20 protein-coding genes are annotated in these 21,750 nt (G+C 75.4%); 11 read left to right on the forward strand and 9 right to left on the reverse strand.

Going from position 1 to position 21,750, the window contains the following annotated elements; translation table 11 throughout:
- Positions 1 to 36 precede the first annotated feature (36 nt).
- From serA to GD970_RS15520, 3 genes are read left to right on the forward strand one after another with little or no spacing between them, the layout of a single operon-like run.
- Positions 37 to 1,257, forward strand: a complete 1,221-nt coding sequence (gene serA / locus GD970_RS15510; RefSeq protein WP_152203808.1) for a phosphoglycerate dehydrogenase — start codon at positions 37 to 39, stop codon at positions 1,255 to 1,257.
- 19 nt (positions 1,258 to 1,276) lie between these two features.
- Positions 1,277 to 2,311: an L-glyceraldehyde 3-phosphate reductase gene (mgrA, locus tag GD970_RS15515; RefSeq protein ID WP_152203809.1), complete on the forward strand. Its 1,035-nt coding sequence runs from the start codon at positions 1,277 to 1,279 to the stop codon at positions 2,309 to 2,311.
- A 2-nt stretch (positions 2,312 to 2,313) separates the two neighbouring features.
- On the forward strand, positions 2,314 to 3,996 hold the full coding sequence (locus tag GD970_RS15520) for an AMP-binding protein (RefSeq protein WP_152203810.1): 1,683 nt from the start codon (positions 2,314 to 2,316) through the stop codon (positions 3,994 to 3,996).
- 103 nt (positions 3,997 to 4,099) lie between these two features.
- Here the strand turns inward: GD970_RS15520 and nrdR are convergent, their stop codons facing one another.
- Complete coding sequence (nrdR, locus tag GD970_RS15525; protein WP_152203811.1) at positions 4,100 to 4,702, reverse strand: transcriptional regulator NrdR; 603 nt, start codon at positions 4,700 to 4,702, stop codon at positions 4,100 to 4,102.
- A gap of 145 nt (positions 4,703 to 4,847) precedes the next feature.
- Complete coding sequence (locus GD970_RS15530; protein WP_152203812.1) at positions 4,848 to 5,309, reverse strand: LysM peptidoglycan-binding domain-containing protein; 462 nt, start codon at positions 5,307 to 5,309, stop codon at positions 4,848 to 4,850.
- Positions 5,310 to 5,551: 242 nt separating this feature from the next.
- Between GD970_RS15530 and lexA the strand changes: the two genes are divergently transcribed.
- Positions 5,552 to 6,229, forward strand: a complete 678-nt coding sequence (lexA, locus tag GD970_RS15535) for a transcriptional repressor LexA (protein WP_152203829.1) — start codon at positions 5,552 to 5,554, stop codon at positions 6,227 to 6,229.
- Between the two features lie 4 nt (positions 6,230 to 6,233).
- Here lexA and GD970_RS15540 read toward each other — a convergent pair whose 3' ends face one another.
- The 3 genes from GD970_RS15540 to hflX form a co-directional block, all read right to left on the reverse strand.
- A complete protein-coding gene (locus GD970_RS15540; protein WP_152203813.1) occupies positions 6,234 to 7,238 on the reverse strand; it encodes an L-lactate dehydrogenase in 1,005 nt (334 codons plus the stop codon).
- A 128-nt stretch (positions 7,239 to 7,366) separates the two neighbouring features.
- Positions 7,367 to 9,391, reverse strand: coding sequence for an ATP-dependent DNA helicase (locus GD970_RS15545; protein ID WP_152203830.1), 2,025 nt, complete (start codon positions 9,389 to 9,391; stop codon positions 7,367 to 7,369).
- On the reverse strand, positions 9,391 to 10,962 hold the full coding sequence (gene hflX, locus GD970_RS15550) for a GTPase HflX (RefSeq protein ID WP_152203814.1): 1,572 nt from the start codon (positions 10,960 to 10,962) through the stop codon (positions 9,391 to 9,393). Before hflX ends, GD970_RS15545 begins: the two co-directional genes overlap by 1 nt.
- 185 nt (positions 10,963 to 11,147) lie before the next feature.
- Here hflX and GD970_RS15555 point away from each other — a divergent pair, with 185 nt between their 5' ends.
- A complete protein-coding gene (locus tag GD970_RS15555; RefSeq protein WP_152203815.1) occupies positions 11,148 to 11,774 on the forward strand; it encodes a class I SAM-dependent methyltransferase in 627 nt (208 codons plus the stop codon).
- A 67-nt stretch (positions 11,775 to 11,841) separates the two neighbouring features.
- On the opposite strand, the gene GD970_RS15560 is transcribed toward GD970_RS15555, so the two are convergent.
- From GD970_RS15560 to miaA, 3 genes are read right to left on the reverse strand one after another with little or no spacing between them, the layout of a single operon-like run.
- Entirely contained in the window at positions 11,842 to 13,002 is a 1,161-nt protein-coding gene (locus GD970_RS15560) for a hypothetical protein (protein ID WP_152203816.1), read from the reverse strand.
- A gap of 34 nt (positions 13,003 to 13,036) precedes the next feature.
- Complete coding sequence (dapF, locus tag GD970_RS15565) at positions 13,037 to 13,951, reverse strand: diaminopimelate epimerase (protein ID WP_152203817.1); 915 nt, start codon at positions 13,949 to 13,951, stop codon at positions 13,037 to 13,039.
- Entirely contained in the window at positions 13,948 to 14,943 is a 996-nt protein-coding gene (gene miaA / locus GD970_RS15570) for a tRNA (adenosine(37)-N6)-dimethylallyltransferase MiaA (RefSeq protein WP_226925383.1), read from the reverse strand. The genes dapF and miaA overlap by 4 nt, the downstream gene beginning before the upstream one ends.
- 56 nt (positions 14,944 to 14,999) lie before the next feature.
- Here miaA and GD970_RS15575 point away from each other — a divergent pair, with 56 nt between their 5' ends.
- The 3 genes from GD970_RS15575 to GD970_RS15585 are packed head-to-tail and all read left to right on the forward strand — an operon-like array spanning position 15,000 to position 16,901.
- On the forward strand, positions 15,000 to 15,524 hold the full coding sequence (locus tag GD970_RS15575; protein WP_152203818.1) for a type III secretion system chaperone family protein: 525 nt from the start codon (positions 15,000 to 15,002) through the stop codon (positions 15,522 to 15,524).
- The gene (locus GD970_RS15580; RefSeq protein WP_152203819.1) at positions 15,521 to 16,105 is read left to right on the forward strand and encodes a type III secretion system chaperone family protein; all 585 of its coding nucleotides are present in this window, start codon (positions 15,521 to 15,523) and stop codon (positions 16,103 to 16,105) included. The genes GD970_RS15575 and GD970_RS15580 overlap by 4 nt, the downstream gene beginning before the upstream one ends.
- Before the next feature lie 19 nt (positions 16,106 to 16,124).
- Positions 16,125 to 16,901 carry a hypothetical protein gene (locus GD970_RS15585; protein ID WP_152203820.1) on the forward strand — a complete coding sequence of 259 codons (777 nt, stop codon included), beginning with the start codon at positions 16,125 to 16,127 and terminating at the stop codon, positions 16,899 to 16,901.
- 67 nt (positions 16,902 to 16,968) lie between these two features.
- Here the strand turns inward: GD970_RS15585 and miaB are convergent, their stop codons facing one another.
- Entirely contained in the window at positions 16,969 to 18,537 is a 1,569-nt protein-coding gene (gene miaB, locus GD970_RS15590; protein WP_152203821.1) for a tRNA (N6-isopentenyl adenosine(37)-C2)-methylthiotransferase MiaB, read from the reverse strand.
- A gap of 87 nt (positions 18,538 to 18,624) precedes the next feature.
- On the opposite strand from miaB, the gene gcvT reads away from it, so the two are divergent.
- The 3 genes from gcvT (at position 18,625) to GD970_RS15605 (ending at position 21,711) form a co-directional block, all read left to right on the forward strand.
- The gene (gcvT, locus tag GD970_RS15595; protein WP_152203822.1) at positions 18,625 to 19,752 is read left to right on the forward strand and encodes a glycine cleavage system aminomethyltransferase GcvT; all 1,128 of its coding nucleotides are present in this window, start codon (positions 18,625 to 18,627) and stop codon (positions 19,750 to 19,752) included.
- Between the two features lie 181 nt (positions 19,753 to 19,933).
- Positions 19,934 to 20,746, forward strand: a complete 813-nt coding sequence (locus tag GD970_RS15600) for an amino acid ABC transporter ATP-binding protein (RefSeq protein ID WP_152203823.1) — start codon at positions 19,934 to 19,936, stop codon at positions 20,744 to 20,746.
- A 92-nt stretch (positions 20,747 to 20,838) separates the two neighbouring features.
- A complete protein-coding gene (locus GD970_RS15605; RefSeq protein ID WP_152203824.1) occupies positions 20,839 to 21,711 on the forward strand; it encodes a glutamate ABC transporter substrate-binding protein in 873 nt (290 codons plus the stop codon).
- Positions 21,712 to 21,750: the final 39 nt, after the last annotated feature.

A 21,750-nucleotide genomic window follows, 5' to 3' on the forward strand; every position in this document is an offset into this window, starting at 1 on the left:
TTGCTCCGCATCGCGAGACGGGCGGACGATGGGCCGGTGGCACGCGCACTCCTCCTCGAAAATCCGCACACCAACGCCGACCCCGTCCTCGCCGCCGCCGGCGTCGAGGTCGTCCGGCACCCCGGCGCCATGGACGAGGACGAGCTCATCAAGGCCCTCGACGGCGTCGACATCCTGGGCATCCGCTCCACCACCCACGTGACCGAGCGGGTCCTCGCCGCCCACCCGCAGCTGCTCACCATCGGCGCGTTCTGCATCGGGACGAACCAGATCGACCTGCGCGCGGCCGCGCGCCGCGGGGTCGCCGTCTTCAACGCCCCGTTCTCCAACACCCGCTCCGTCGTCGAGCTCGCCCTCGGCGAGATCATCGCGCTGACCCGGCGCCTCACGGTGCGGGACAAGGCGCTGCACGACGGCGTCTGGGACAAGTCGGCCGCGGGCTCGCACGAGGTGCGCGGGCGGACCCTGGGCATCGTCGGCTACGGCAACATCGGCACCCAGCTCTCCGTCGTGGCCGAGGCCCTGGGCCTGCGGGTGGTGTTCTACGACGTCGCCGAGAAGCTCGCGCTGGGCAACGCCCGCCGGATGAGCTCGCTCACCGAGCTGCTCAACGTCGCCGACATCGTCACGCTGCACGTCGACGGGCGCGCCGGCAACGCCGGGATGTTCGGCCGCGAGCAGTTCGAGCAGATGAAGCACGGCGCGATCTTCCTCAATCTCTCCCGCGGCTTCCTGGTCGACTACGCGGTGCTGCGCGAGAAGATCCTCGACGGCTCCCTGGCGGGGGCCGCCGTCGACGTCTTCCCCACCGAGCCCAAGCGCACCGGCGACCCGTTCGACTCCGAGCTGCGCGGCCTGCCCAACGTGATCCTCACCCCCCACGTGGGCGGCTCGACCCAGGAGGCCCAGGAGAACATCGGGCAGTTCGTCTCGGGCAAGCTCACCAAGTACCTCAGGTCGGGCGCGACCGACCTGTCGGTGAACCTGCCGCGGCTCTCGCTGCCGCCGTCGGACGCGGCCCGGTACCGCATCGCGTTCGTCCACCGCAACACCCCCGGCGTGCTGGCGCTCGTCAACCAGACCTTCGCCGAGTACGGGGCCAACATCGACGGCCAGATCCTCGGCACGCTGGGTGAGATCGGTTACGTGGTCACCGACATCGGCTCCGAGCTGCCGCGTGAGGCCGTCGAGGCGGTGCGCCAGATGGAGGACACCCTGCGCCTGCGGGTGATGGTCCGTCCCAACCCCGAGGACTGAGCGGCAGTACGGTCGGACCATGTTCACCCCCGCACCCGAGCGCTACGACGCCATGACCTACCGACGCTGCGGCCGCAGCGGTCTCGACCTGCCCGCCATCGCCCTGGGGCTGTGGCAGAACTTCGGCGAGGCCAACGCCTACGAGACCCAGCGCGACATCGTCCTGCGCGCCGTCGACCTGGGCATCACCCACATCGACCTGGCCAACAACTACGGCCCGCCGCCGGGGTCGGCGGAGAAGTCCTTCGGGCGCATGCTCGCCGAGGACCTGGCCGGGCTGCGCGACGAGCTGGTCATCTCCACCAAGGCCGGCTACGACATGTGGCCCGGGCCCTACGGCAACGGCGGCTCGCGCAAGTACCTGCTGGCCTCGCTCGACCAGTCGCTCGAACGCATGGGCCTGGACTACGTCGACATCTTCTACTCCCACCGCTTCGACGACACCACGCCGCTGCGGGAGACCCTCGGCGCGCTGAAGACCGCCGTGGACTCCGGGCGGGCGCTGTACGCGGGCATCTCCTCCTACTCCGCCCAGCGCACCCTGGAGGCGTTCGAGGTGGCCGACGAGATCGGGCTCCACCTGCTCGTCCACCAGCCCTCGTACTCGATGCTCAACCGGTGGGTCGAGGAGGGTGAGCCGAGCCTGCTCGACGTCCTGGGCGAGAAGGGCACCGGGGCGGTGGTCTTCTCCCCGCTCGCGCAGGGCATGCTCACCGACAAGTACCTCGACGGCGTGCCGGAGGACTCCCGCGCCGCCCGCGGTGGCTCCCTGCGCCAGGAGTTCCTCAGCGACGCCGCCCTGGGGCACGTGCGCGCCCTGAACGACATCGCCGCCGCGCGCGGGCAGAGCCTGGCGCAGATGGCGATCGCCTGGGTGCTGCGCGACCCGCGTGTCACGACGGCGCTGGTCGGCGCCTCGAGCGTGGCCCAGCTGGAGGACAACGTCGCGGCGCTGGACCGCCTGGACTTCACGGAGGACGAGCTGGCCCGCATCGACGAGCACGCCGTGGACACCGGCATCAACATCTGGGCTGCGCGGTCCTCGGACCTCTGATCATGACCACCGCTCCCGGGTCCCCGGCCCGCCCCCACTACGCCCCCGGCGTCCCGGCCGAGATCGTCGTGCCCGAGCACGGGGTGGACCGTCTCCTCGGGGAGGCCGCCGACCGCTTCGGGGCCCGGGTGGCGCTGGACTTCCTCGGCGCCGCCACGACGTACGCCGAGCTCGACGCGCAGGTGGCCCGGGCGGCGGGGATGCTCGCCGCCGCGGGGGTGCGGGCCGGGGACCGGGTGGCCCTCGTGCTGCCCAACTGCCCCCAGCACGTCGTGGCCTTCTACGCGGTGCTGCGGCTCGGCGCGGTCGTCGCCGAGCACAACCCGCTCGCCCCGCCCGCCGAGATCCAGGAGCAGCTGGACGCCCACGGCGCCACCGTGGTGGTGGCGTGGGAGAAGGCGCTCGACCGGGTCGCCCCGGGCGGTGACCGTCGCGGCCGCACCGTCTGGGCCGTCGACCTCACCGCCGCGCTGCCGCGCCGCTCCCGCCTGCTGCTGCGCCTGCCCCTCGCCGCCGCCCGGGCCCAGCGCGACGCGCTGCGCGGCCCGGTGCCGGCCGGGGTGCGCAGCTGGGAGGCGGACGTGCGCCGGGCCGCCCCGCTGCCGGCCGCGTATCCGCGCCCCGCCGGGTCCGACCTCGCCGTGCTCCTGCACACCGGCGGCACCACCGGCACGCCGAAGGCCGTGGCCCTCACCCACCGGAACCTGCTGGCCAACGTGGCCCAGGGCCGGGCCTGGGTGCAGGGGCTGCGGGACGGCGCGGAGACGTTCTACGCGGTGCTGCCCTTCTTCCACGCCTTCGGCCTGACCCTGTCCCTGACGTTCGCCGTGCGGATCGGTGCCACCCAGGTGGTGCTGCCCAAGTTCGACGTCGACATGGTCCTCGCCGCCATGCGGCGCCGCCCGGCCAGCTTCTTCCCGGGCGTGCCGCCGATGTTCGACCGGATGGCCGCCGCCGCCGAGGAGCGCGGGGCGGACCTGTCCTCGGTGCGCTTCGCCATCTCCGGCGCCATGGCGCTGGACCCGGAGGTGGCGCGCCGGTGGGAGGCGGTCACCGGCGGGCTCATCGTCGAGGGCTACGGCATGACCGAGTGCTCCCCGGTCATCCTCGGCAACCCCTTCGGCCCCGGCCGGCGGCCCGGCGCGCTCGGGCTGCCGTTCCCCTCCACCGAGATCCGCATCGTGGACCCGGAGAACCCGGCCGCGGAGGTCGCGCCCGGGGAGGTGGGCGAGCTGCTGGTGCGCGGCCCGCAGGTCTTCGCCGGCTACTACGGCCGGCCCGAGGACACCGCCGAGGTGGTCCTCGACGGCGGGTGGCTGCGCACCGGGGACATCGTCCGCCTCGACGACGGCTTCGTCGTCCTGGCCGACCGGCGCAAGGAGCTGATCATCTCCGGCGGGTTCAACGTCTACCCCTCCCAGGTCGAGGACGCGGTGCGCTCGATGCCCGGGGTGAGCGACGTGGCCGTCGTCGGCCTGCCCGACGGCGCCCGCGGGGAATCGGTGGTCGCCGCGCTCGTGCTCGAGCCGGGCGCCCGGGTGGACCTCGAGGCCGTGCGCCGCTGGACCCACGAGCGGCTCTCGCACTACGCCATGCCGCGGCGCATCGCGGTGCTCGAGGAGCTGCCCCGCTCCCAGCTCGGCAAGGTGCTGCGCCGGAAGGTGCGCGACCAGCTGCTCGACTGAGCGCCCTGCTCGACCGAGCGCCGGCGGCGCCTCCGCGGCGGCCGGTCGCCTCTCCGCGGAACCGTCGGCGGTGGCGGCTTCCCCTCCGCCACCACCGACGGCGTCAGTGGGCCGGAGCCTGCGCGGGCTCCTCGGCTGCGCCCAGGCTAGCGGAGCCGGTGCCGGTTTCGGCGCCGGTTGGCGATGCGGTCCCGGCCGGCGCCGTCGTCGCGCTCGACGCAGCGCCGGGCTCGGCGTCCTCACCCGCCGCGCGGGCGGCGGTGTGCTCGGCCCGCAGGGTGGCGATGGCCGCCTCGAAGTCCTCGAGGGAGCTGAAGGAGGAGTAGACGCTGGCGAAGCGGAGGTAGGCGACCTCGTCGAGCTGGCGCAGCGGGCCGAGGATGGCCAGGCCGATCTCGTGCGCGTCGATCTGGGCGGCGCCGCTCGCGCGCACCGCCTCCTCGACCTGCTGGGCCAGCAGGGCGAGGTCGTCGTCGGACACGGGCCGGCCCTGGCACGCCTTGCGCACGCCGGCGACCACCTTGTCGCGGCTGAACGGCTCGCTCGCCCCGGAGCGCTTGACCACCGTGAGGCTGGAGGTCTCCAGCGTGGTGAACCGCCGCCCGCAGCTGGGGCACTGGCGCCGACGCCGGATGGACGCGCCGTCCTCCGCCGTCCGGGAGTCGATCACGCGTGAGTCGGCGTGACGACAGTATGGGCAGTGCACCTCGCAGCTCCTCCCTGCACCCGCGGCTCGCGGCCGCGGTCCCGGCGCGGCCGGTCCGGCCGCACCGGCGGCGCGATCTCGCGTCGCCGGTCTCATCATCCCACCCCGCCGGGGGCCGGGGCCGCGGTCCGCGCGCCGCCGGCGGTCAGCGGGCCGGGACGAGCAGCTGCTGGCCGGCGCGGAGCTGGTGCTCGCCGAGGTCGTTGAGGGCGGCGATCGTGGCGACGACGTCGCGGACGTCCTCGCCCGGACGCGCCACCTCGCTCGCCACCGCCCACAAGGTGTCCCCCGCCGCGACCGTCACGGTGGCCACGTCCTCGGCGGCCGGCGCCGCGACCGCCGAGCCGGCCGCGCTGCCGAGCCCGACCGCCACCGCGGCGGCGGCCACCAGCGCGAGCGTGGCCACCACGCGGCGCCCGAGCGCGGTCAGGCGCAGCGGGGCGGCCGGCGCCGGGCGCGCCGCCGTGGGCGCGGGGACGGGGACGAAGCCGGGGCCGACCACCTGCAGGTGGGCGCGGGCGACGGATGCGCGGGGGGTCGGCCGGGCCGGACGGGCCGGGCGGGCGGGGGCGGGCCGCCACGCGGGCTGCGCGACCAGTGCACTCATGACCACTCCTCCTCGAACGGATGTTCGTCGAACGTCTGTGCGACAGAGTAGGGGCACCCGGGCGTCTTGTCGAGACACACCTCGAACAATTGTTTGAGATCGTGCCCCGGGGCTTCTACGCTGACGTCGAGAGCCCATCACCGACCACTGACATCGGCGGATTTCCACAACGATCCGCCGCCGGCCGACACCGCCGCCGCGGTGCGGGAAGGATCGCCGTCGTGAGCACCGTCGAGGAACCGATGCAGAGGCAGTCCGCCGGCGACGGCGGACTCACCGAGCGCCAGCGGCTGATCCTGGCCACCATCCGGTCGGCCGTGGCCGAGCGCGGCTACCCGCCGAGCATGCGCGAGATCGGCGAGGCGGTCGGGCTGACCAGCCCGTCGTCGGTCAAGCACCAGCTCGGCGTGCTCGAGCGCAAGGGCTACGTGCGCCGCGACCCCAACCGGCCGCGGGCCATCGAGCTCATCGACCAGGTCGGCGCCCGGGCCTCGAGCGTGACCGGCCCCGTGGCGGCGTTCGACGCCGAGGGGCTGCGCACCGGCCCGGCGACCCTGGTGCCGGTGGTCGGCCGCATCGCCGCGGGCGGCCCGATCCTGGCCGAGCAGGCGGTGGAGGACGTCTTCCCCCTGCCGCGCCAGCTCGTCGGCGACGGCGAGCTGTTCCTGCTCCGGGTGGTGGGCGAGTCGATGATCGACGCCGCCATCTGCGACGGGGACTGGGTGGTGGTCCGCCGTCAGCCGGTGGCCGAGAACGGCGAGATCGTCGCGGCGATGATCGACGGCGAGGCCACCGTCAAGACCTTCCAGCGCCGCGACGGCCACGTCTGGCTGCTGCCGCAGAACCCCGCCTTCTCCCCCATCCCGGGCGACGCGGCCCAGGTGCTCGGGCGCGTGGTGACGGTGCTGCGCAGCCTCTGAGGAGTCAGAAGCCGAACTGGCGGGCCACGGCGCGGATCGCCTCGGCGCTCTGCACCAGCCCGTGCCGCTCCCGCTCGGTGACCACCGGCACGAGGCGACGGCCCACGCCGTCGTGCCCGACGACGGTCGGCACCGACATGCACACGTCGGAGATCTCCAGGTAGTCCTCGAGCAGCGAGGAGACCGACAGGACGCGGTGCTCGTTGCGCATGACGGCCTCGATGATGCGCACCACCGCCAGCCCGACGGCGTAGTTCGTCGCGCCCTTGCCGGCGATGATCTTGTAGGCCGACTGCACCACCTCGGTGGCGATCGCGGCGCGCATCTCCTCGTCGAGCATCCGCCCGTCGCGGGTGGGGCCCCACTGCAGCAGCGGCACCGCGCCGATCATCGCCGAGCTCCACAGCGGCAGCTCGGAGTCTCCGTGCTCGCCGGCCATGTACGCGTGCACGCTCTGGACCGCGACGCCGCAGGCCCGGGCGACGAGGTAGCGCAGCCGGGAGGTGTCGAGCACCGTGCCGGAGCCGAAGAACTGGTGCTGGGGCAGCCCGGAGATCTTCAGGCCGGCGTAGGTGACCACGTCCACCGGGTTGGCCACCATGACGTAGACGGCGTGCGGGGCCACCTCGACCAGCTGGGGCACCAGGGTGCGCATGATGTCGATCGTCGCCCCGGCGAGGTCGAGGCGGGACTGGCCCGGCTTCTGCCGGGCGCCGGCGGTGATGACGACGACGTCGGCGCCGGCGCAGATGGCGACGTCGTCGGAGCCGCGCACCGAGCCCATGGGGGTGAACTGGATGCCGTGGGCGATGTCCATCGCCTGCGCCTCGACCTTGTCCCGGTTGCGGTCGAACAGGACGACCTCCCGGGCCGCGCCGCGCAGCAGACAGGCGTAGGCGAGCGTCGAGCCGACGGCGCCGGCGCCGACGATGGCGACCTTGCTCGACCGGCGCTCGCCCCGGCTGTCGCCCGCGAGCTCGTCGCGCCCGACCTCGTCGGCCTCGGTCATGGATCCCCCCGGGGTGGTTGGCGGACAGTTCTGGCCCCACCCTACGAGGACGGCGCCACCGGCGGCCCGGCGAGCCGCCGCGACGGCCCCGGCAGCCGCGTCAGGCCGGCTGTGGACGACGCGCCCGCTCAGGCCCCGGCGGGAGCGGGGGTGGTGGCCGCCAGGCGGCGCAGCGCCCCGCGAGTGACCTCGCCGTCGTAGGTGCGCCACAACGGCGGCATGGACCGGGTGAGGAAGGTGCCGTACCGGGCGGTGGCCAGGCGCGGGTCCAGGACGGCGACGACGCCGCGGTCGCCGGTGGAGCGCACGAGGCGCCCGGCGCCCTGGGCGAGCAGCAGGGCGGCGTGGGTGGCCGCGACGGACATGAAGCCGTTGCCGCCGGCGGCGGCCACCACCTCCGAGCGGGCCGAGCGCACCGGGTCGTCCGGGCGGGGGAAGGGGATGCGGTCGATGACCACCAGGCGGCAGGTCGGCCCCGGCACGTCCACGCCCTGCCACAGCGACAAGGTGCCCATGAGCGAGGTGGCCTCGTCCTCGGCGAAGCGGCGCACCAGGGTGGGCAGCTGGTCCTCGCCCTGGCACAGCACGGGCGTGTCCAGGTCGGCGCGCAGCCGCTCGGCGGCCGCCTCGGCCGCGCGGCGGGAGGAGAACAGCCCGAGCGTGGCGCCGCCGGCGGCGCGGACGAGCTCGACCAGCTCGTCGAGCGCCTGCCCGCTGGTGCCGTCGCGCCCCGGGGCGGGCAGGTGCCGCGCGATGTAGAGGATGCCCTGGCGCGGGTAGTCGAACGGGGAGCCGACGTCCAGCCCCCGCCAGGACCGGTCCTCGTCGAGGGTGAGCCCGAGGCTGCGCGCCATGGGGTCGAAGGTGCCGCCGAGGGCGAGGGTGGCCGAGGTCAGCACGACGGCGCGGCCGGCCAGCAGGTGGTCCTTGAGCGGGCCGGCGACGTCGAGCGGGGCGAGGCGCAGCCGGGGCTGCTCGCTGCCCACCCGGGGGCGCTCGCACCACAGCACGTCGCGGCGCTGCGCCACGCCGTCGCCGAGGAGGCGCTCGGCGACCTCGTGGAGCACGACCATCGCGGAGCGGGCCATCGCCCGCCCGCCGGCGTCCTCCTGGGCGTTCGCGCCGCTCTCCGGGCGCATCGCGGTGATGGCGGCGCGCGAGCCGGCCTCGACGAGGACGACGGCGTCGCGCACGCCGGCGGGCAGCCCCTCCGGCAGCCGGCCGTCGGGGACGACCTCGAGCCGCTGGCGCAGCAGGGCCACGGCCTTCTCCAGCGTCTCGTCGTTGACGCCGGCGTGCCGGCGCGCGAGCCGCGCGGTGCGCTCGACGATCCCGGCGCTGAGCTCCAGGGTCGACTGGGCGGTGACCCGGTCGGCGAGCTCGTGCGCCTCGTCGACGACGAGGACGTCGTGTTCGGGCAGGACGTTGGGCGACCCGGCGGCGGCGATGCCCAGCATGGCGTGGTTGGTGACCACGACGTCGGCCTCGCGGGCGGCCTGCCGCGCGGCCTCGGGGAAGCACTCCGCGATCATGGGGCAGCGCTGGCCCAGGCACTCCATCTTGGTGACGGAGACCTGCCGCCAGGCCCGCTCGCTCACGCCCGGCACGAGGTCGTCGCGGTCGCCCGTGGTGGTCTCCTCGGCCCACTCGCGCAGCCGGAGCACCTGCTCGGCCAGCGAGCCGCGCTCCGGCCCCGCCTGGGCGGCGCCGGCCGGCGCCGGGGCGGCCGGGTCCACGCCGGTGGCGGCGGAGACGGAGAACAGGCCCGGCTCGTCCTCGGCCGGGAAGCCGCCGGCCACCTTGTGCTTGCACAGGTAGTTGTGCCAGCCCTTGAGCAGGGCGACGTCGGGGCGCAGCCCGGTGCGCTCGGCGACGACGGCGGCCACGCGCGGGGCGTCGTGGACGAGGACCTGCCGCTGGAGGGCGAGGGTGGCCGTGGAGACGACGGCGCGCTGGCCCGCCTCGACGGCGTGGGCCAGGACCGGCACGAGGTACGCGAGCGACTTGCCGGTGCCCGTGCCGGCCTGGACGAGCAGGTGCGAGCCGTCCCGCAGGGTCTCGGCGACGGCGGCGGCCATCCGCTGCTGGCCGGGCCGCGCGGCCCCGCCGACGGCCGCGACCGCGTCGGCCAGCAGCCCGTCGACGTCGGCCATCAGGACGCGGACCGGGCGGCGGGCGTCCCGGTCCACGGGGTGCCCACCGAGCGCACGTCGGCCGCCAGGTCCGGGGCGACCCGGGCGTGCAGCCGCGTGCCGCCCTCGACGTACTCCTCGGCGAGGATCTCGCCGTCGGTGTGCGCCCGCGAGACCAGGTCGCCGCGGTCGTAGGGGACGACGACGTCGACCAGCTCGGCCGGGCGCGGCAGCAGCTCGGCGATGCGCCGGGCGAGCTCGTCGACGCCGCGGCCGGTGCGCGCGGACACCGCCACCGCGCCCGGGTACCGGGTGCGCAGCGCGGCGAGGTCCTCGGGGGCGGCCAGGTCGGCCTTGTTGAGCACGATGAGCTCGGGCACGTCGGCGGCGCCGGGGATGTCGGCGATGACCGCGTGCACGGTGCGCACCTGCCCCTCGGGGTCGGGGTGGGCGGCGTCGACGACGTGGAGGATCAGGTCGGCGTCGGCGACCTCCTCGAGCGTGGAGCGGAAGGCCTCGACGAGCTCGGTGGGCAGGGAGCGGACGAAGCCCACCGTGTCGGTGAGCGTGTACTCGCGCCCGTCCGGGGTCCGGGCCCGGCGCACGGTGGGGTCGAGGGTGGCGAACAGCGCGTTCTCCACCAGGACCCCGGCGCCGGTGAGGCGGTTGAGCAGGGAGGACTTGCCGGCGTTCGTGTACCCGGCGATGGCCACCGACGGGACCTGGTTGTGGCGCCGCGAGCCGCGCTTGGTCTGGCGGGAGGGGGCCATCTCCCTGATCTGCCGGCGCAGCCGGGCCATGCGGGTGCGGATGCGGCGCCGGTCCAGCTCGATCTTCGTCTCACCGGGGCCGCGCGAGCCGATCCCCGCGCCGCCGGCCACCCGGCCGCCGGCCTGCCGGGACATCGACTCGCCCCAGCCGCGCAGGCGCGGGAGCAGGTACTCGAGCTGGGCCAGCTCGACCTGCGCCTTGCCCTCCCGGGACTTCGCGTGCTGGGCGAAGATGTCGAGGATCAGCGCGGTGCGGTCGATGACCTTGACCTTGACGATGTCCTCCAGGCCGCGGCGCTGGGAGGGGGTGAGCTCGCCGTCCGCGATGACCGTGTCGGCGCCCGCCGCCTGCACCATCTCCGCCAGCTCGGCGGCCTTGCCCGAGCCGAGGTAGGTGCCGGGGTCGGGGGTGGTGCGGCGCTGGAGCAGCCCGTCGAGCACGACCGAGCCGGCCGTCTCGGCGAGGGCGGCCAGCTCGCGCAGCGAGACCTCGGCCATCTCGGCCGTCCCGGTGGACCACAGGCCGACGAGCACGACGCGCTCGAGGCGCAGCTGCCGGTACTCGACCTCGGTGACGTCCTCGAGCTCGGTGGACAGCCCGCCGACACGGCGCAGCGCCGCGCGCTCCTCCCGCTCGAACTGGTCCCCGTCGTACCCGGCGTCCGCCGGCCCGCCGCCGTCGCCGGACTCCAGGGCCGTGCCCGCGGTGGACCTCAGGGACGTCCCCGCACGGGCCAGGATGCGGGCGACGACGTCCTCGGCGGCCCGCTGGGCGCCGGCGCCGTCCTGCTGCTCGTCGGGGGTGGGTGAGGTGGGGGTCATCTTGTCCTTCCGTGGGCTCCTCACAGGATCCCACGCGGTGCGGGGGTGGGCCATCGTTTATCCCCAACGTCGGGCGCGCCACGGATCATCCCGCCGGCGACGGGTGCCGCCGGCCCTCCCCGGTGGTGGGCCGGCCCGGCCCTCCCCGCTGCGGGGCGTCCCGCCCGCGCCGGTAGGTTGGCGGCGTGAGCACGCCCGACCACTACTTCTCCGCCGAGCCCGCCTCCCCCGCCGAGCTCCGCCCGCTGCGGGTGCGCCTGCGCGGCCGGGACGTCGCCGTGCAGGCCGCGCCGGGGGTCTTCTCCGGCGACCGCCTGGACCTGGGCACCCGGGTGCTGCTCGACGCCGTCGACGACCCCCCGGAGACCGGCACGCTGGTCGACGTCGGGTGCGGCTGGGGCCCGATCACGCTGGCGATGGCGCTGGCCTCGCCGGGGGCGCGGGTGTTCGGCGTCGACGTCAACCACCGGGCGGTGGACCTCACGGCCCGCAACGCGGCGGCCCTGGGGCTGGGCAACGTCACCGCGCTGGACGCCGCCGCGGCGCTGGCCGCCTTCCGGGCGCAGGGCACGCGCATCGACGAGATCTGGTCGAACCCGCCCATCCGGGTCGGCAAGGCGGCGCTGCACGAGCTCCTCACCGCCTGGCTGGGCCTGCTCGCGCCGACCGGCAGGGCGCACCTGGTGGTGCAGAAGAACCTCGGGGCGGACTCGCTGCACCGGTGGCTGGCCGAGGAGCTGGGCGCCGACGTCAGGCGCACCGCCAGCTCGAAGGGGTTCCGCGTGCTGACCGTCCGGCCGGGACCGGCCTGAGGACCGGCCTGAGGGCCGCCGCGGCTCGGCCGAGGACGGCCGCGGGGCGCCTGCGGGACGCCGCGGCTCAGTCGCCGCCCAGCATGTGCAGGGCGGCGGGCAGGACCGGGTGCAGCGGCTCGGGGAAGCGGAAGGTGTCCCCCTCCTGCTCCAGCACGCCCACGCGCGCCAGCAGGTCCAGGTCCGTGCGGAGCAGCGAGATCGTCAGGCCCTCGTCGCCCACGAGCACGTCCTCGCCGGGCTCGGTGACCGTCAGCCCGCCGGGCTCGGCGGCGCGCAGGAGCGCGCCGAGGGTGAGGTCCGGCTCGAGGGCGTAGGTGGGCTCGCCCGGGTTCGCCTCGAGGAAGGCGTGCAGCACCGCGGCGTGCAGGGCGGCCGCGGCGCCGGCGACGGCCTCCGGGGAGGCGTCCGGCGCCGGCAGGGCCTCCTCGCCGGGTGTCACGCGGCTCGCGCCCACGTGGAGATAGCCGAGCCGGACGAGGGCGACCCAGAGCAGCACCAGCTCGCGGTCCTGCCACATCGAGCGCGGCGCCACGGCCTCCGGGAACCCCAGCACGTGCAGCACCTCGGCGGTGTCGGCGGGGCGCAGCGCCCCGGTGCTCGTCACGGGCCGGCCGGCCCCGACCCAGGCCACGAACGCGCGCGCCCTGGGGAGCAGCACCGAGCCCTCGAACCAGGCCGCGACGTCGGCGGCCTCGAACGGCCCCTCGGACAGGGCGTCCAGGTCCGGCGCGGGGCCGAGCGCGGGCGGCCAGATGTCGGCGAAGGGCTCGCGCTCCTCGCCCTCCGCCCCGCCCTCGAAGGCCTGCGGCACCTGCCCCGCCAGCTCCTCCATCAGCGCCGTCAGCCTCGCGTCGGTCAGCGGGGAGCGGAAGCGGCCGGTGGAGAGCAGGAAGCTGAAGAACAGCGTCATGGCCGGGACGAGGAGCCGGGCGTCGTCGCCGGTGGCCGCGACGGCCCGGGGGAACAGCTCGGTGAGCACCGCGCGGATCTCCGGCTCCGTCCACGCGGTGGGGTCGGGCGAGCCGAGCTGCTCGCGCTTGAGGTCGATCGCGCGCTCGACGAGCCAGGTGCTGTCCTCGATGAGGAGGTCGAGCTCGCGGGCCCACTCCTCCAGCTCGGCGAGCAGCGCGGGCACGGCCGCGGCCGGGACGTGCCGGGGCGGCGGGCCCTGGTGGCGGCGCCGCTGCGAGGGCGTCTTGCGGGGCTTCGGCTTCTTCTTGGGCATCGACGTTCCTCTGGGGTGGGTCCGGCGGCGCGGCTCAGCCGAGCAGGGTGACGTCGGCGGTGAGCACCGCCGGGCCGGTCAGGGTCACGGTGTCGCCGAGCACGCGCACGGTGACCTGCCCGCCGGGGACGAGCACCTGCCAGGTGTCGGGGGCGCCGTCGCCGGCCCACGCCCGTACCGCGAGCGCGGCGGCGCAGGTGCCGGTGCCGCAGGAGCGGGTCTCCCCCACCCCGCGCTCGAGCACGCGCATGCGGATGCGGCCGACCGCCTCGCCGTCGCCGCCGCTCTCGCCGAGCGGGACGACGAGCTCGAGGTTGGTGCCCTCGGGCGGGACCGGGTCGTAGGTGGGCCGGGCGGTGAGCACCGCGGCGGCCAGCTCGGCCTCCTCGGGCAGCGCGACGACGGTGTGCGGGTTCGGCACGGTCACCCGCAGCCCGCCGCGCGGCCCCTCCAGCCCCGGCACGGCGACGACGACGTCGTAGCCGGCGCTGACGGCCGCCTGGCCGCCGGGCATGGCCCAGCGGCCCATCTCCACGGTGTACAGGTCGCCGTCGAAGGTGACCCGGCGGGGGCCGCCGCGGGTGCCGACGACCACGGTCTCGCCGGCGCCGAGGGCGACGAGGCCGCGCTCGCGCAGGTAGTGCACGAACACGCGCACGCCGTTGCCGCACATCTCGGCCAGCGACCCGTCGGCGTTGCGGTAGTCCATGAACCACTCCGCGGCCGGGTCCTCGGCCAGCACCGCCCGCCCCTCGGGCACCGCGGCGGACCGCACGACGCGGATGAGGCCGTCGGCGCCCAGGCCGGCGTGCCGGTCGCACACGGCGGCGACCTCGGCCGCGGTGAGGGTGAGGACCCCGTCGGGGTCGGGCACGAGGACGAAGTCGTTCTCGGTGCCGTGCCCCGTGGTCAGGGCGCGCCCGGCCAGGGCCCCGAAGGTGGTGGTCATAGGCCCAGGGTACGCAGCGCCTGGTCGCGCAGGTCGGTGGCGTCCGCCACCGGCAGCCAGGTGATGCGCGGGTCGCGCCGGAACCACTTCTCCTGCCGGCGGGCGAGCTGGCGGGTGGCCACGACGATGGCGGCGGTGGCCTCCTCCCGGCTCAGGCGCCCGGCGACGACGTCGGCGGCCTGGGCGTAGCCGACGGCGCGGCGAGCGGTGACGCCCTCGGCGAGCCCCTGGGCGAGCAGCGCCTCGGTCTCCTCGACGAGCCCCTCGCGCATCATCTGCTCGGCCCGCGCCGCGATGCGCGCGTCGAGCTCGGGCCGCGGGACGGCGATGGCGAGCTGGACGGCGGGCACGGCGTAGACGTGCTCGGGCAGGCGCGCGGAGAACTTCTCCCCGGTCAGGGCGATGACCTCGAGCGCGCGGACCACCCGGCGCGTGTTGCGCGGGTCGATGCGGGCGGCGGCCTCGGGGTCGACCCGGGCGAGCTCGTCGTGCAGGGGGCGGGTGCCCAGCCGCTCGGCGCGCGCCTCCAGCTCGGCGCGCACGCCGGGGTCGGTGCCGGGGAAGTCGAGGTGGTCGAGCACGGCGCGCACGTACAGGCCCGAGCCGCCCACCAGCAGCGGCACCCGTCCGCGCCGGCGGATCGCGGCGACGTCGGCGCGCGCCGCCCGCTGGTAGGCGGCGACGGTGGCCTCCTCGCGCACGTCGAGGACGTCGAGCTGGTGGTGGGCGATGCCGCGCCGCTCGGCCACCGGCAGCTTGGCGGTGCCGATGTCCATGCCGCGGTAGAGCTGCATCGCGTCGGCGTTGACGACCTCGGCCGCGCCCGGCCCGCCGAGTGCCTCGGCCAGGTCGAGGGCGAGGGCGGACTTGCCCGTGGCCGTCATGCCCACCACGGCCACGACCGGGCCGTCCCCGGGCGCCGGCGCGCCGGGCCCGGCCCCGGGGCGGGCGGCGGGGGCGGCGCCCGCCGGCGGGGTCGTGAAGTCGTGCACGATCGTCCAACCTACCGGCGGGGCGCACGGGGGGCTGCGCGCGTACGCTCGTGAGCATGGCCAGGCCCGGTTTCGACGACTCGGGGCGACCGGCGGGCGGCCCGGGCGCAGCCACCGGCGCGGCCGCGGCCCGCGACGTCGTCCTCCCCCTGACGCAGGCGCGCGTGGCCGCCGTCCTCGAGGAGCTCGACTACCCCCTCTTCCAGGACCGCAACGGCGACCTCGGCGCGATGTGGGCGCAGGCCGTCTTCCACATCTACCTCCTCGGCCCGGACGAGTCGGTGCTCCAGGTCCGGGGGTCCTGGCACCGCCGCCTCGCCCTGGAGCGGCTGGGCGAGGTGCTCGCGCTGGTCGACGGCTGGAACCGGGAGTACGTCGGGCCCAAGTGCTACGTGCGGGTGCTCGACGACGGCCGGCTGAGCGTGGTCGCCGAGGTCTCCACACCGCTGGGGGCGGGCGTGAGCGACAACCAGCTCGCCCGGCTCGTCCAGCGCGGCGTGGGGCAGGGCATGCGGATGATGCGCGACCTGGAGCTGCACTACCCCGACCCGGCCGAGACCCCGCCGGGCGGGCTGTCGTGAGCCGGTGGGCCTGGTGGCGCCGCGGCGGCGAGAAGCCGGCGGAGGCCGGGCGCCGGGCCGCCGACGCCGCCCAGCGGGCCGCCGACGAGCAGGACGCCCGGCCGGCGCGCGACGCCGGGCGCCGCTCCCCCGGCCCGGCGCCGGTGCGCACCTCGCCGGTGAGCGCCGCCCGGCTGCTCGAGATCGTCACCGACCGCGGCTACCACGTGCGCACGGAGCCGGACGGCTCCCTGACCGGGGTGTGGGACGGCTACCAGTTCCACATCCGCCTGGCCGGGGAGGAGCAGGACTTTCTCAGCGTGCGCGGCCTGTGGGGCCGGCTCGTGCCCGAGGAGCTGCGCGGCGCCGTCGCCCAGGCAGCCAACGACTGGAACCGCGACAAGATCTGGCCCACGGTCTTCACCGCCCCGACCCCTGACGGGGTGGGGGTGCGCACCGAGATCATGGCGGACGTCGGCGCCGGCGCGACCGACCGCCAGCTGCTCGACATCATCGAGGGCGGCCTGTCCGCCGGCGTGCAGTTCTTCCAGGCGCTGGGCCGGTCGATGCCGCCGATCGAGGAGCCCTCGCCCGAGGCGTGAGGCCGGAGCGGGGACAGCGATGACGACGTGGACGCCCGAGCAGGTCCGCGCGGCCGCCGCCGAGTGGGTGTGGGTGCCGCCGGACGCCACCGACCGCTCCACGGCCGACTACCGCCTCGTCGTCTCCCCCACCTTCCCCGACTGCCCCGCCCAGGTGCTCCGGACCACCTCCGGGCGCCCGGCCGCGGAGCTCGTGACGGAGGTCCTCGCCCGGGTGCGGGCGCTGGACCTGACGGTGCTGTGCTGGTGGGTGCCCGACGACGCGCCCGACCTCGCCGCGGCCCTGCGGCAGCGCGGCGGGACCGTGACCGACGAGGTGGAGGTGCTGGCCTGCGACCTGTCCGACGGCGTGCCCGACCTCGCCGTCCCGCCGGACGTGACCGCCACGACGGTGACCGAGCCGCGCACCCTGCTCGACTGGCACCGCGTCGCCGCGGCGGTGTGGGGCACCCCCGAGCCCCCGCCCGGGCAGGTCGCGGCGGCGCTGGCCCAGGTGGCCGCCGAGCGGGCCCGGGGCGAGCTGCGCGTGGTCGGCTACGTCGGGACCGAGCCGACCACGGCGGCCGGGTGCACCCTCGCCGGACCGGTGGTGCGCCTGTGGGGCGCCGGGACCCGGCGCGACTGGCAGGGGCGGGGCGGGTACCGGGCCGTCCTGGGCGAGCGGCTCGCCCAGGCGCACTGGCGCGGGATCCGGCTCGCCCTGGTCAAGGCCCGGGTGGCCTCCTCCGGCCCGATCCTGCGATCCGTCGGGTTCGCCGCCTACGGCCGCGAGCGCCGCTACACCCTGCCGGTGTGACGGCCGCGAGGGGCCCGACGGCGCCGGAGCCGGCGTCGCCGCGCCTGCCGGGCCCGGCGGCGCGGGGTCAGCGGCGCAGCGTGGGCATGCCGAGGGTCACCGGCCCGGCAGCCGCCGCGGCGTGCTCGTGCGGCTCCTCGACCAGCCCGGCGCGCCGCTCCCAGGCGTCGCCGGCGCGGGTGCGCCGCAGCCGGTAGACCCCGCCGGTCAGCGCCGAGTCCGCCACGAGGTGGTGCGGGGCGCCGTGGGTGACCTCGACGGTGACCATGTCCCCGGGCCGGGGCCGCCCGGCGTCGGGCAGGTCCGCGGGCAGCGCGACGTGGACGAGCCGGTTGTCGGCGGCACGGCCGGTGATGCGGTGCGTGGCGCCGTCCTTGCGGCCCTCGCCCTCGGCGACGAGGACGTCGACGGTGCGCCCGACCTGACGCTCGTTCTCCTCGGTGGAGATGCGCTGCTGGAGGGCCACCAGGCGCTGGTAGCGCTCGGTGACCACCTCGGCGGGCACCTGGTCCTCGCGGTCCGCCGCCGGGGTGCCCGGGCGCCGGGAGTACTGGAAGGTGAACGCGGACGAGAACCGGCTCGCCTCGACGACGTCGAGGGTGGCCTGGAAGTCCTCCTCGGTCTCGCCGGGGAAGCCGACGATGATGTCGGTGGTGATCGCGGCGTCGGGGATGGCCGCGCGCACCCGGTCGATGATGCCGAGGAACTTCGCCTGCCGGTAGGAGCGGCGCATGGCCCGCAGCACCGCGTCGGAGCCGGACTGCAGCGGCATGTGCAGGCTCGGCATGACGTTGGGCGTCTCGGCCATGGCGTCGATGACGTCGTCGGTGAAGGCGGCCGGGTGCGGGGAGGTGAACCGCACCCGCTCGAGGCCCTCGATCTGCCCGCAGGCGCGCAGCAGCTTCGCGAACGCGCCGCGGTCGCCGAAGCCGACCCCGTAGCTGTTGACGTTCTGCCCGAGCAGGGTCACCTCGATGGCGCCCTGGGCGACGACGGCCTGCACCTCGGCGAGCACGTCGCCGGGCCGCCGGTCGCGCTCCTTGCCGCGCAGGTGCGGCACGATGCAGAACGTGCAGGTGTTGTTGCAGCCCACGGACACCGACACGAACGCGGCGTAGGCGGACTCCCGCCGCGTGGGCAGCGTGGAGGGGAAGACCTTGAGCGACTCCTCGATCTCCACCTGCGCCTCGGCGTTGTGCCGCGCGCGCTCGAGCAGCGCGGGCAGCACGTCGAGGTTGTGCGTGCCCAGGACGACGTCGACCCACGGCGCCTTCGCCACGATGCCGGCGCGCATCTGCTGGGCCAGGCACCCGCCGACGGCGATCTGCATGCCCGGCCGCTCGCGCTTGACCGAGGCGAGCTGGCCGAGGTTGCCGAACAGGCGGGTGGCGGCGTTCTCGCGCACCGAGCAGGTGTTGAGGATCACCACGTCCGCGCCGCCGTCGCCGGCCTCGGTGGCCCGCGCGGCCGCCTCGGGGACGGACTCGACCGGCACGTAGCCGCGCTCCTCGAGCAGCCCGGCGAGGCGCTCGGAGTCGTGGACGTTCATCTGGCAGCCCAGGGTGCGCACGAGGTAGGTGCGCGGGGTGCCGGCGGTGCGGGCGGGGGCGGCGGAGGCCGGTGGAGCAGCAGTCATCGTGGCAGAAGTGTAGGTCGCCGCTGCCGGGCGGGCCGCGGCCGGTCCGCTAGGTTGGGGGGCCACCGCCGCGAACGAGGGAGTGCGATGAGCGAGGCGTCGACGATCCGGTCCACCGTGCTGGCCGAGGAGCACGCCCGCCTCGGTGCGACGTTCACCGACTTCGGCGGGTGGCGCATGCCGGTGCGCTACTCCTCCGACCTGGCCGAGCACCGCGCGGTGCGCACCGCCGCCGGCCTGTTCGACCTCAGCCACATGGGCGAGGTCCGCGTCGAGGGGCCCCAGGCCGGTGCCGCGCTCGACCACGCCCTGGTGGGCCGGCTCTCGCGCGTCGCCGTCGGCCGGGCGCGGTACTCCCTGCTGTGCGCCGAGGACGGCGGCATCCTCGACGACCTCATCACCTACCGCCTGGCCGAGGACCGCTTCCTCGTCGTGCCCAACGCCGCCAACACGGCCACCGCCGTCGCCGCGCTGACCGAGCGGGCGGCCGGCTTCGACGCCGCGGTGACCGACGAGTCCGCCGAGACCGCGCTGCTGGCGGTGCAGGGACCGGCCGCCGCCGCGATCATGACCTCCCTGGTGCCCGAGGAGCAGCGCGAGGCCGTCACCGCCCTGCGCTACTACGCGGCCGCCCCGGCGACGGTCGGCGGGTCCGCGGCGCTCGTGGCGCGCACCGGCTACACCGGCGAGGACGGCTTCGAGGTCTTCGTCCCCACCGCGGCCGCCCCGGCCCTGTGGGCCGCGCTGCTGGCGGCCGGGGAGGGGCACGGGCTGGTCCCGGCGGGGCTGGCGGCCCGCGACTCGTTGCGGCTGGAGGCGGGGATGCCGCTGTACGGACACGAGCTCACCCGCGCCACGACCCCCTACGGCGCCGGGCTCGGCGGCGTCGTCGCCCTGGACAAGGAGGACTTCGTCGGCCGGGCCGCCCTCGAGGCGGCGCGGGCGGCGCACGAGGCGGGCGAGGGACGCCGGCTCGTCGGCCTGCGCGGCGCCGGTCGGCGGGCCGCGCGGGCGCAGCAGCCGGTCGTCGTCGGCGAGGACGTGGTCGGGGAGGTCACCTCCGGCGCGCCGAGCCCCACCCTGGGCTACCCGGTGGCGCTGGCGTACGTGGACGCCGCCCACGCCGGCGTGGGCAGCGCCGTCGACGTCGACGTGCGCGGCACCCGGCAGCCCTTCGAGGTGGTCGAGCTGCCGTTCTACCGGCGCCCCCGATAGGAGCTCTTGGCCCGGAGCACAGGGACACGTGGCACGACGGCGGCCCCGCCGCCCGCCGGACCCGGTCGTCACCCTCTCCGTCCGCCTCTGGGTCAACTGGACGCCAAGTCCCGGCTATTGTGTCCACACTGTTACACCGGTGACACAGATCACGAAACATTCGGCAGTTAGGTTGACGCGCATGACCGACCCTCAGCAGACGTCCGCCGCGCCCGGGGACCTGGCCCTGGCCGCCGGCACCGAGGAGCGCGAGCTCGGCGCCCCGCTCGTCCGGCTCACCGGCGTCAACAAGCACTTCGGTGACCTCCACGTGCTCCGGGACATCAACCTGACCGTCCGCCGCGGCGAGGTGGTCGTCGTCATCGGCCCGTCGGGGTCGGGGAAGTCCACCCTGTGCCGCACGATCAACCGGCTGGAGCCGATCGACGCCGGGACGATCACCATCGACGGGCGCGAGCTGCCGGCCGAGGGCAAGGACCTCGCCCGGCTGCGGGCCGAGGTGGGCATGGTCTTCCAGTCCTTCAACCTCTTCGCGCACAAGACGATCCTGGAGAACGTCACCCTCGGCCCGGTCAAGGCCAAGGGCATCAAGGCCGCCGAGGCGAAGCAGCGGGCGATGTCCCTGCTCGAGCGCGTCGGGGTGGCGAACCAGGCCGGCAAGCACCCGGCCCAGCTCTCCGGCGGGCAGCAGCAGCGCGTGGCCATCGCCCGGGCCCTGGCCATGCAGCCGAAGGTCATGCTCTTCGACGAGCCGACCTCGGCCCTGGACCCGGAGATGATCACCGAGGTCCTTGATGTCATGACCTCCCTGGCGCGCGAGGGGATGACGATGATCGTCGTCACCCACGAGATGGGCTTCGCCCGCAAGGCCGCCGACCGGGTGATCTTCATGGACGCCGGCCAGATCGTCGAGGAAGCCAGCCCGGAGGAGTTCTTCACCAACCCCCGCTCCGAGCGGGCCAAGGACTTCCTCTCCAAGCTGCTCAGCCACTGACCGGCCGCGCCGGCCGGTCTCCCGACCCCTCCGTTCGACCCAGACAGCACCACCCCACTCCCCGCCCCGGGGACCGATCGCAAGGAGAACACATGCGAAGCGTGCGCAGAGCCGGTCTCGCCCTGACCGCGGCCACCGCCCTGATCCTGGCCGCCTGCTCGGCCGGCGAGCCCGGCCAGTCCGGCGGCTCCGCCAGCGCGGGCGGGTCCGAGACCGGTTCGGGCGGCGCCGGCGGCGACGGCATCACCATCGGCATCAAGTACGACCAGCCCGGCCTCGGCCTGAAGGAGGGCAACGACTTCACCGGCTTCGACGTCGACGTCGCGAAGTACGTGGCCGGCAAGCTGGGCTACTCCGAGGACAAGATCAAGTTCGTCGAGTCCGTCTCCTCCCAGCGCGAGACGCTGCTGGAGAACGGTTCGGTCGACATGATCTTCGCGACCTACTCCATCACCGACGCCCGCAAGGAGCGCGTCTCCTTCGCCGGGCCGTACTTCGTCGCCGGCCAGGACCTCCTCGTCGCCGCCGACAACACCGACATCACCGGTCCCGACTCCCTCAACGGCAAGGTGCTGTGCTCGGTGGAGGGCTCCACCTCGGCCGAGCGCATCCGCGACGAGCACTCCCAGCAGACCGAGCTGTACCCCGCCCAGACCTACTCCGAGTGCGTCGAGCTGCTCAGCGCCGGCACCGTCGACGCGGTGACCACGGACGACGTCATCCTCGCCGGCTACGCCGCGCAGTCGCAGTACGAGGGCAAGTTCAAGCTCGTCGGCAAGCCGTTCTCCGAGGAGAACTACGGCGTGGGCCTGCCCAAGGGCTCCGACAAGTGCGAGGACGTCAACACCGCCATCACCACGATGATCGACGACGGCACGTGGGAGGAGCTCATCAAGAAGAACGTCGGCGAGAGCTTCACCCCCAACCCCTCGCAGAACCCGCCGAAGGTCCAGGCCTGCGCCTGACCCCGACGGTGCCCGGGGCCTGAGGGCCCCGGGCACCGC

This window comes from Georgenia thermotolerans, from assembly GCF_009193185.1.
In the GTDB taxonomy this organism is placed as follows: Bacteria; Actinomycetota; Actinomycetes; order Actinomycetales; family Actinomycetaceae; genus Georgenia; species Georgenia thermotolerans.

What these genes read in the sequence shown, in the direction of transcription:
- mgrA (WP_152203809.1), top strand. Translation starts at nt 1,277, where the DNA reads ATGTTCACCCCCGCACCCGAGCGCTACGACGCCATGACCTACCGACGC.
- GD970_RS15520 (WP_152203810.1), top strand. Translation starts at nt 2,314, where the DNA reads ATGACCACCGCTCCCGGGTCCCCGGCCCGCCCCCACTACGCCCCCGGC.
- GD970_RS15530 (WP_152203812.1), bottom strand. Translation starts at nt 5,309, where the DNA reads ATGAGTGCACTGGTCGCGCAGCCCGCGTGGCGGCCCGCCCCCGCCCGC.
- lexA (WP_152203829.1), top strand. Translation starts at nt 5,552, where the DNA reads ATGCAGAGGCAGTCCGCCGGCGACGGCGGACTCACCGAGCGCCAGCGG.
- GD970_RS15540 (WP_152203813.1), bottom strand. Translation starts at nt 7,238, where the DNA reads ATGACCGAGGCCGACGAGGTCGGGCGCGACGAGCTCGCGGGCGACAGC.
- GD970_RS15545 (WP_152203830.1), bottom strand. Translation starts at nt 9,391, where the DNA reads ATGGCCGACGTCGACGGGCTGCTGGCCGACGCGGTCGCGGCCGTCGGC.
- hflX (WP_152203814.1), bottom strand. Translation starts at nt 10,962, where the DNA reads ATGACCCCCACCTCACCCACCCCCGACGAGCAGCAGGACGGCGCCGGC.
- GD970_RS15560 (WP_152203816.1), bottom strand. Translation starts at nt 13,002, where the DNA reads ATGCCCAAGAAGAAGCCGAAGCCCCGCAAGACGCCCTCGCAGCGGCGC.
- dapF (WP_152203817.1), bottom strand. Translation starts at nt 13,951, where the DNA reads ATGACCACCACCTTCGGGGCCCTGGCCGGGCGCGCCCTGACCACGGGG.
- GD970_RS15575 (WP_152203818.1), top strand. Translation starts at nt 15,000, where the DNA reads ATGGCCAGGCCCGGTTTCGACGACTCGGGGCGACCGGCGGGCGGCCCG.
- GD970_RS15585 (WP_152203820.1), top strand. Translation starts at nt 16,125, where the DNA reads ATGACGACGTGGACGCCCGAGCAGGTCCGCGCGGCCGCCGCCGAGTGG.
- miaB (WP_152203821.1), bottom strand. Translation starts at nt 18,537, where the DNA reads ATGACTGCTGCTCCACCGGCCTCCGCCGCCCCCGCCCGCACCGCCGGC.
- gcvT (WP_152203822.1), top strand. Translation starts at nt 18,625, where the DNA reads ATGAGCGAGGCGTCGACGATCCGGTCCACCGTGCTGGCCGAGGAGCAC.
- GD970_RS15600 (WP_152203823.1), top strand. Translation starts at nt 19,934, where the DNA reads ATGACCGACCCTCAGCAGACGTCCGCCGCGCCCGGGGACCTGGCCCTG.
- GD970_RS15605 (WP_152203824.1), top strand. Translation starts at nt 20,839, where the DNA reads ATGCGAAGCGTGCGCAGAGCCGGTCTCGCCCTGACCGCGGCCACCGCC.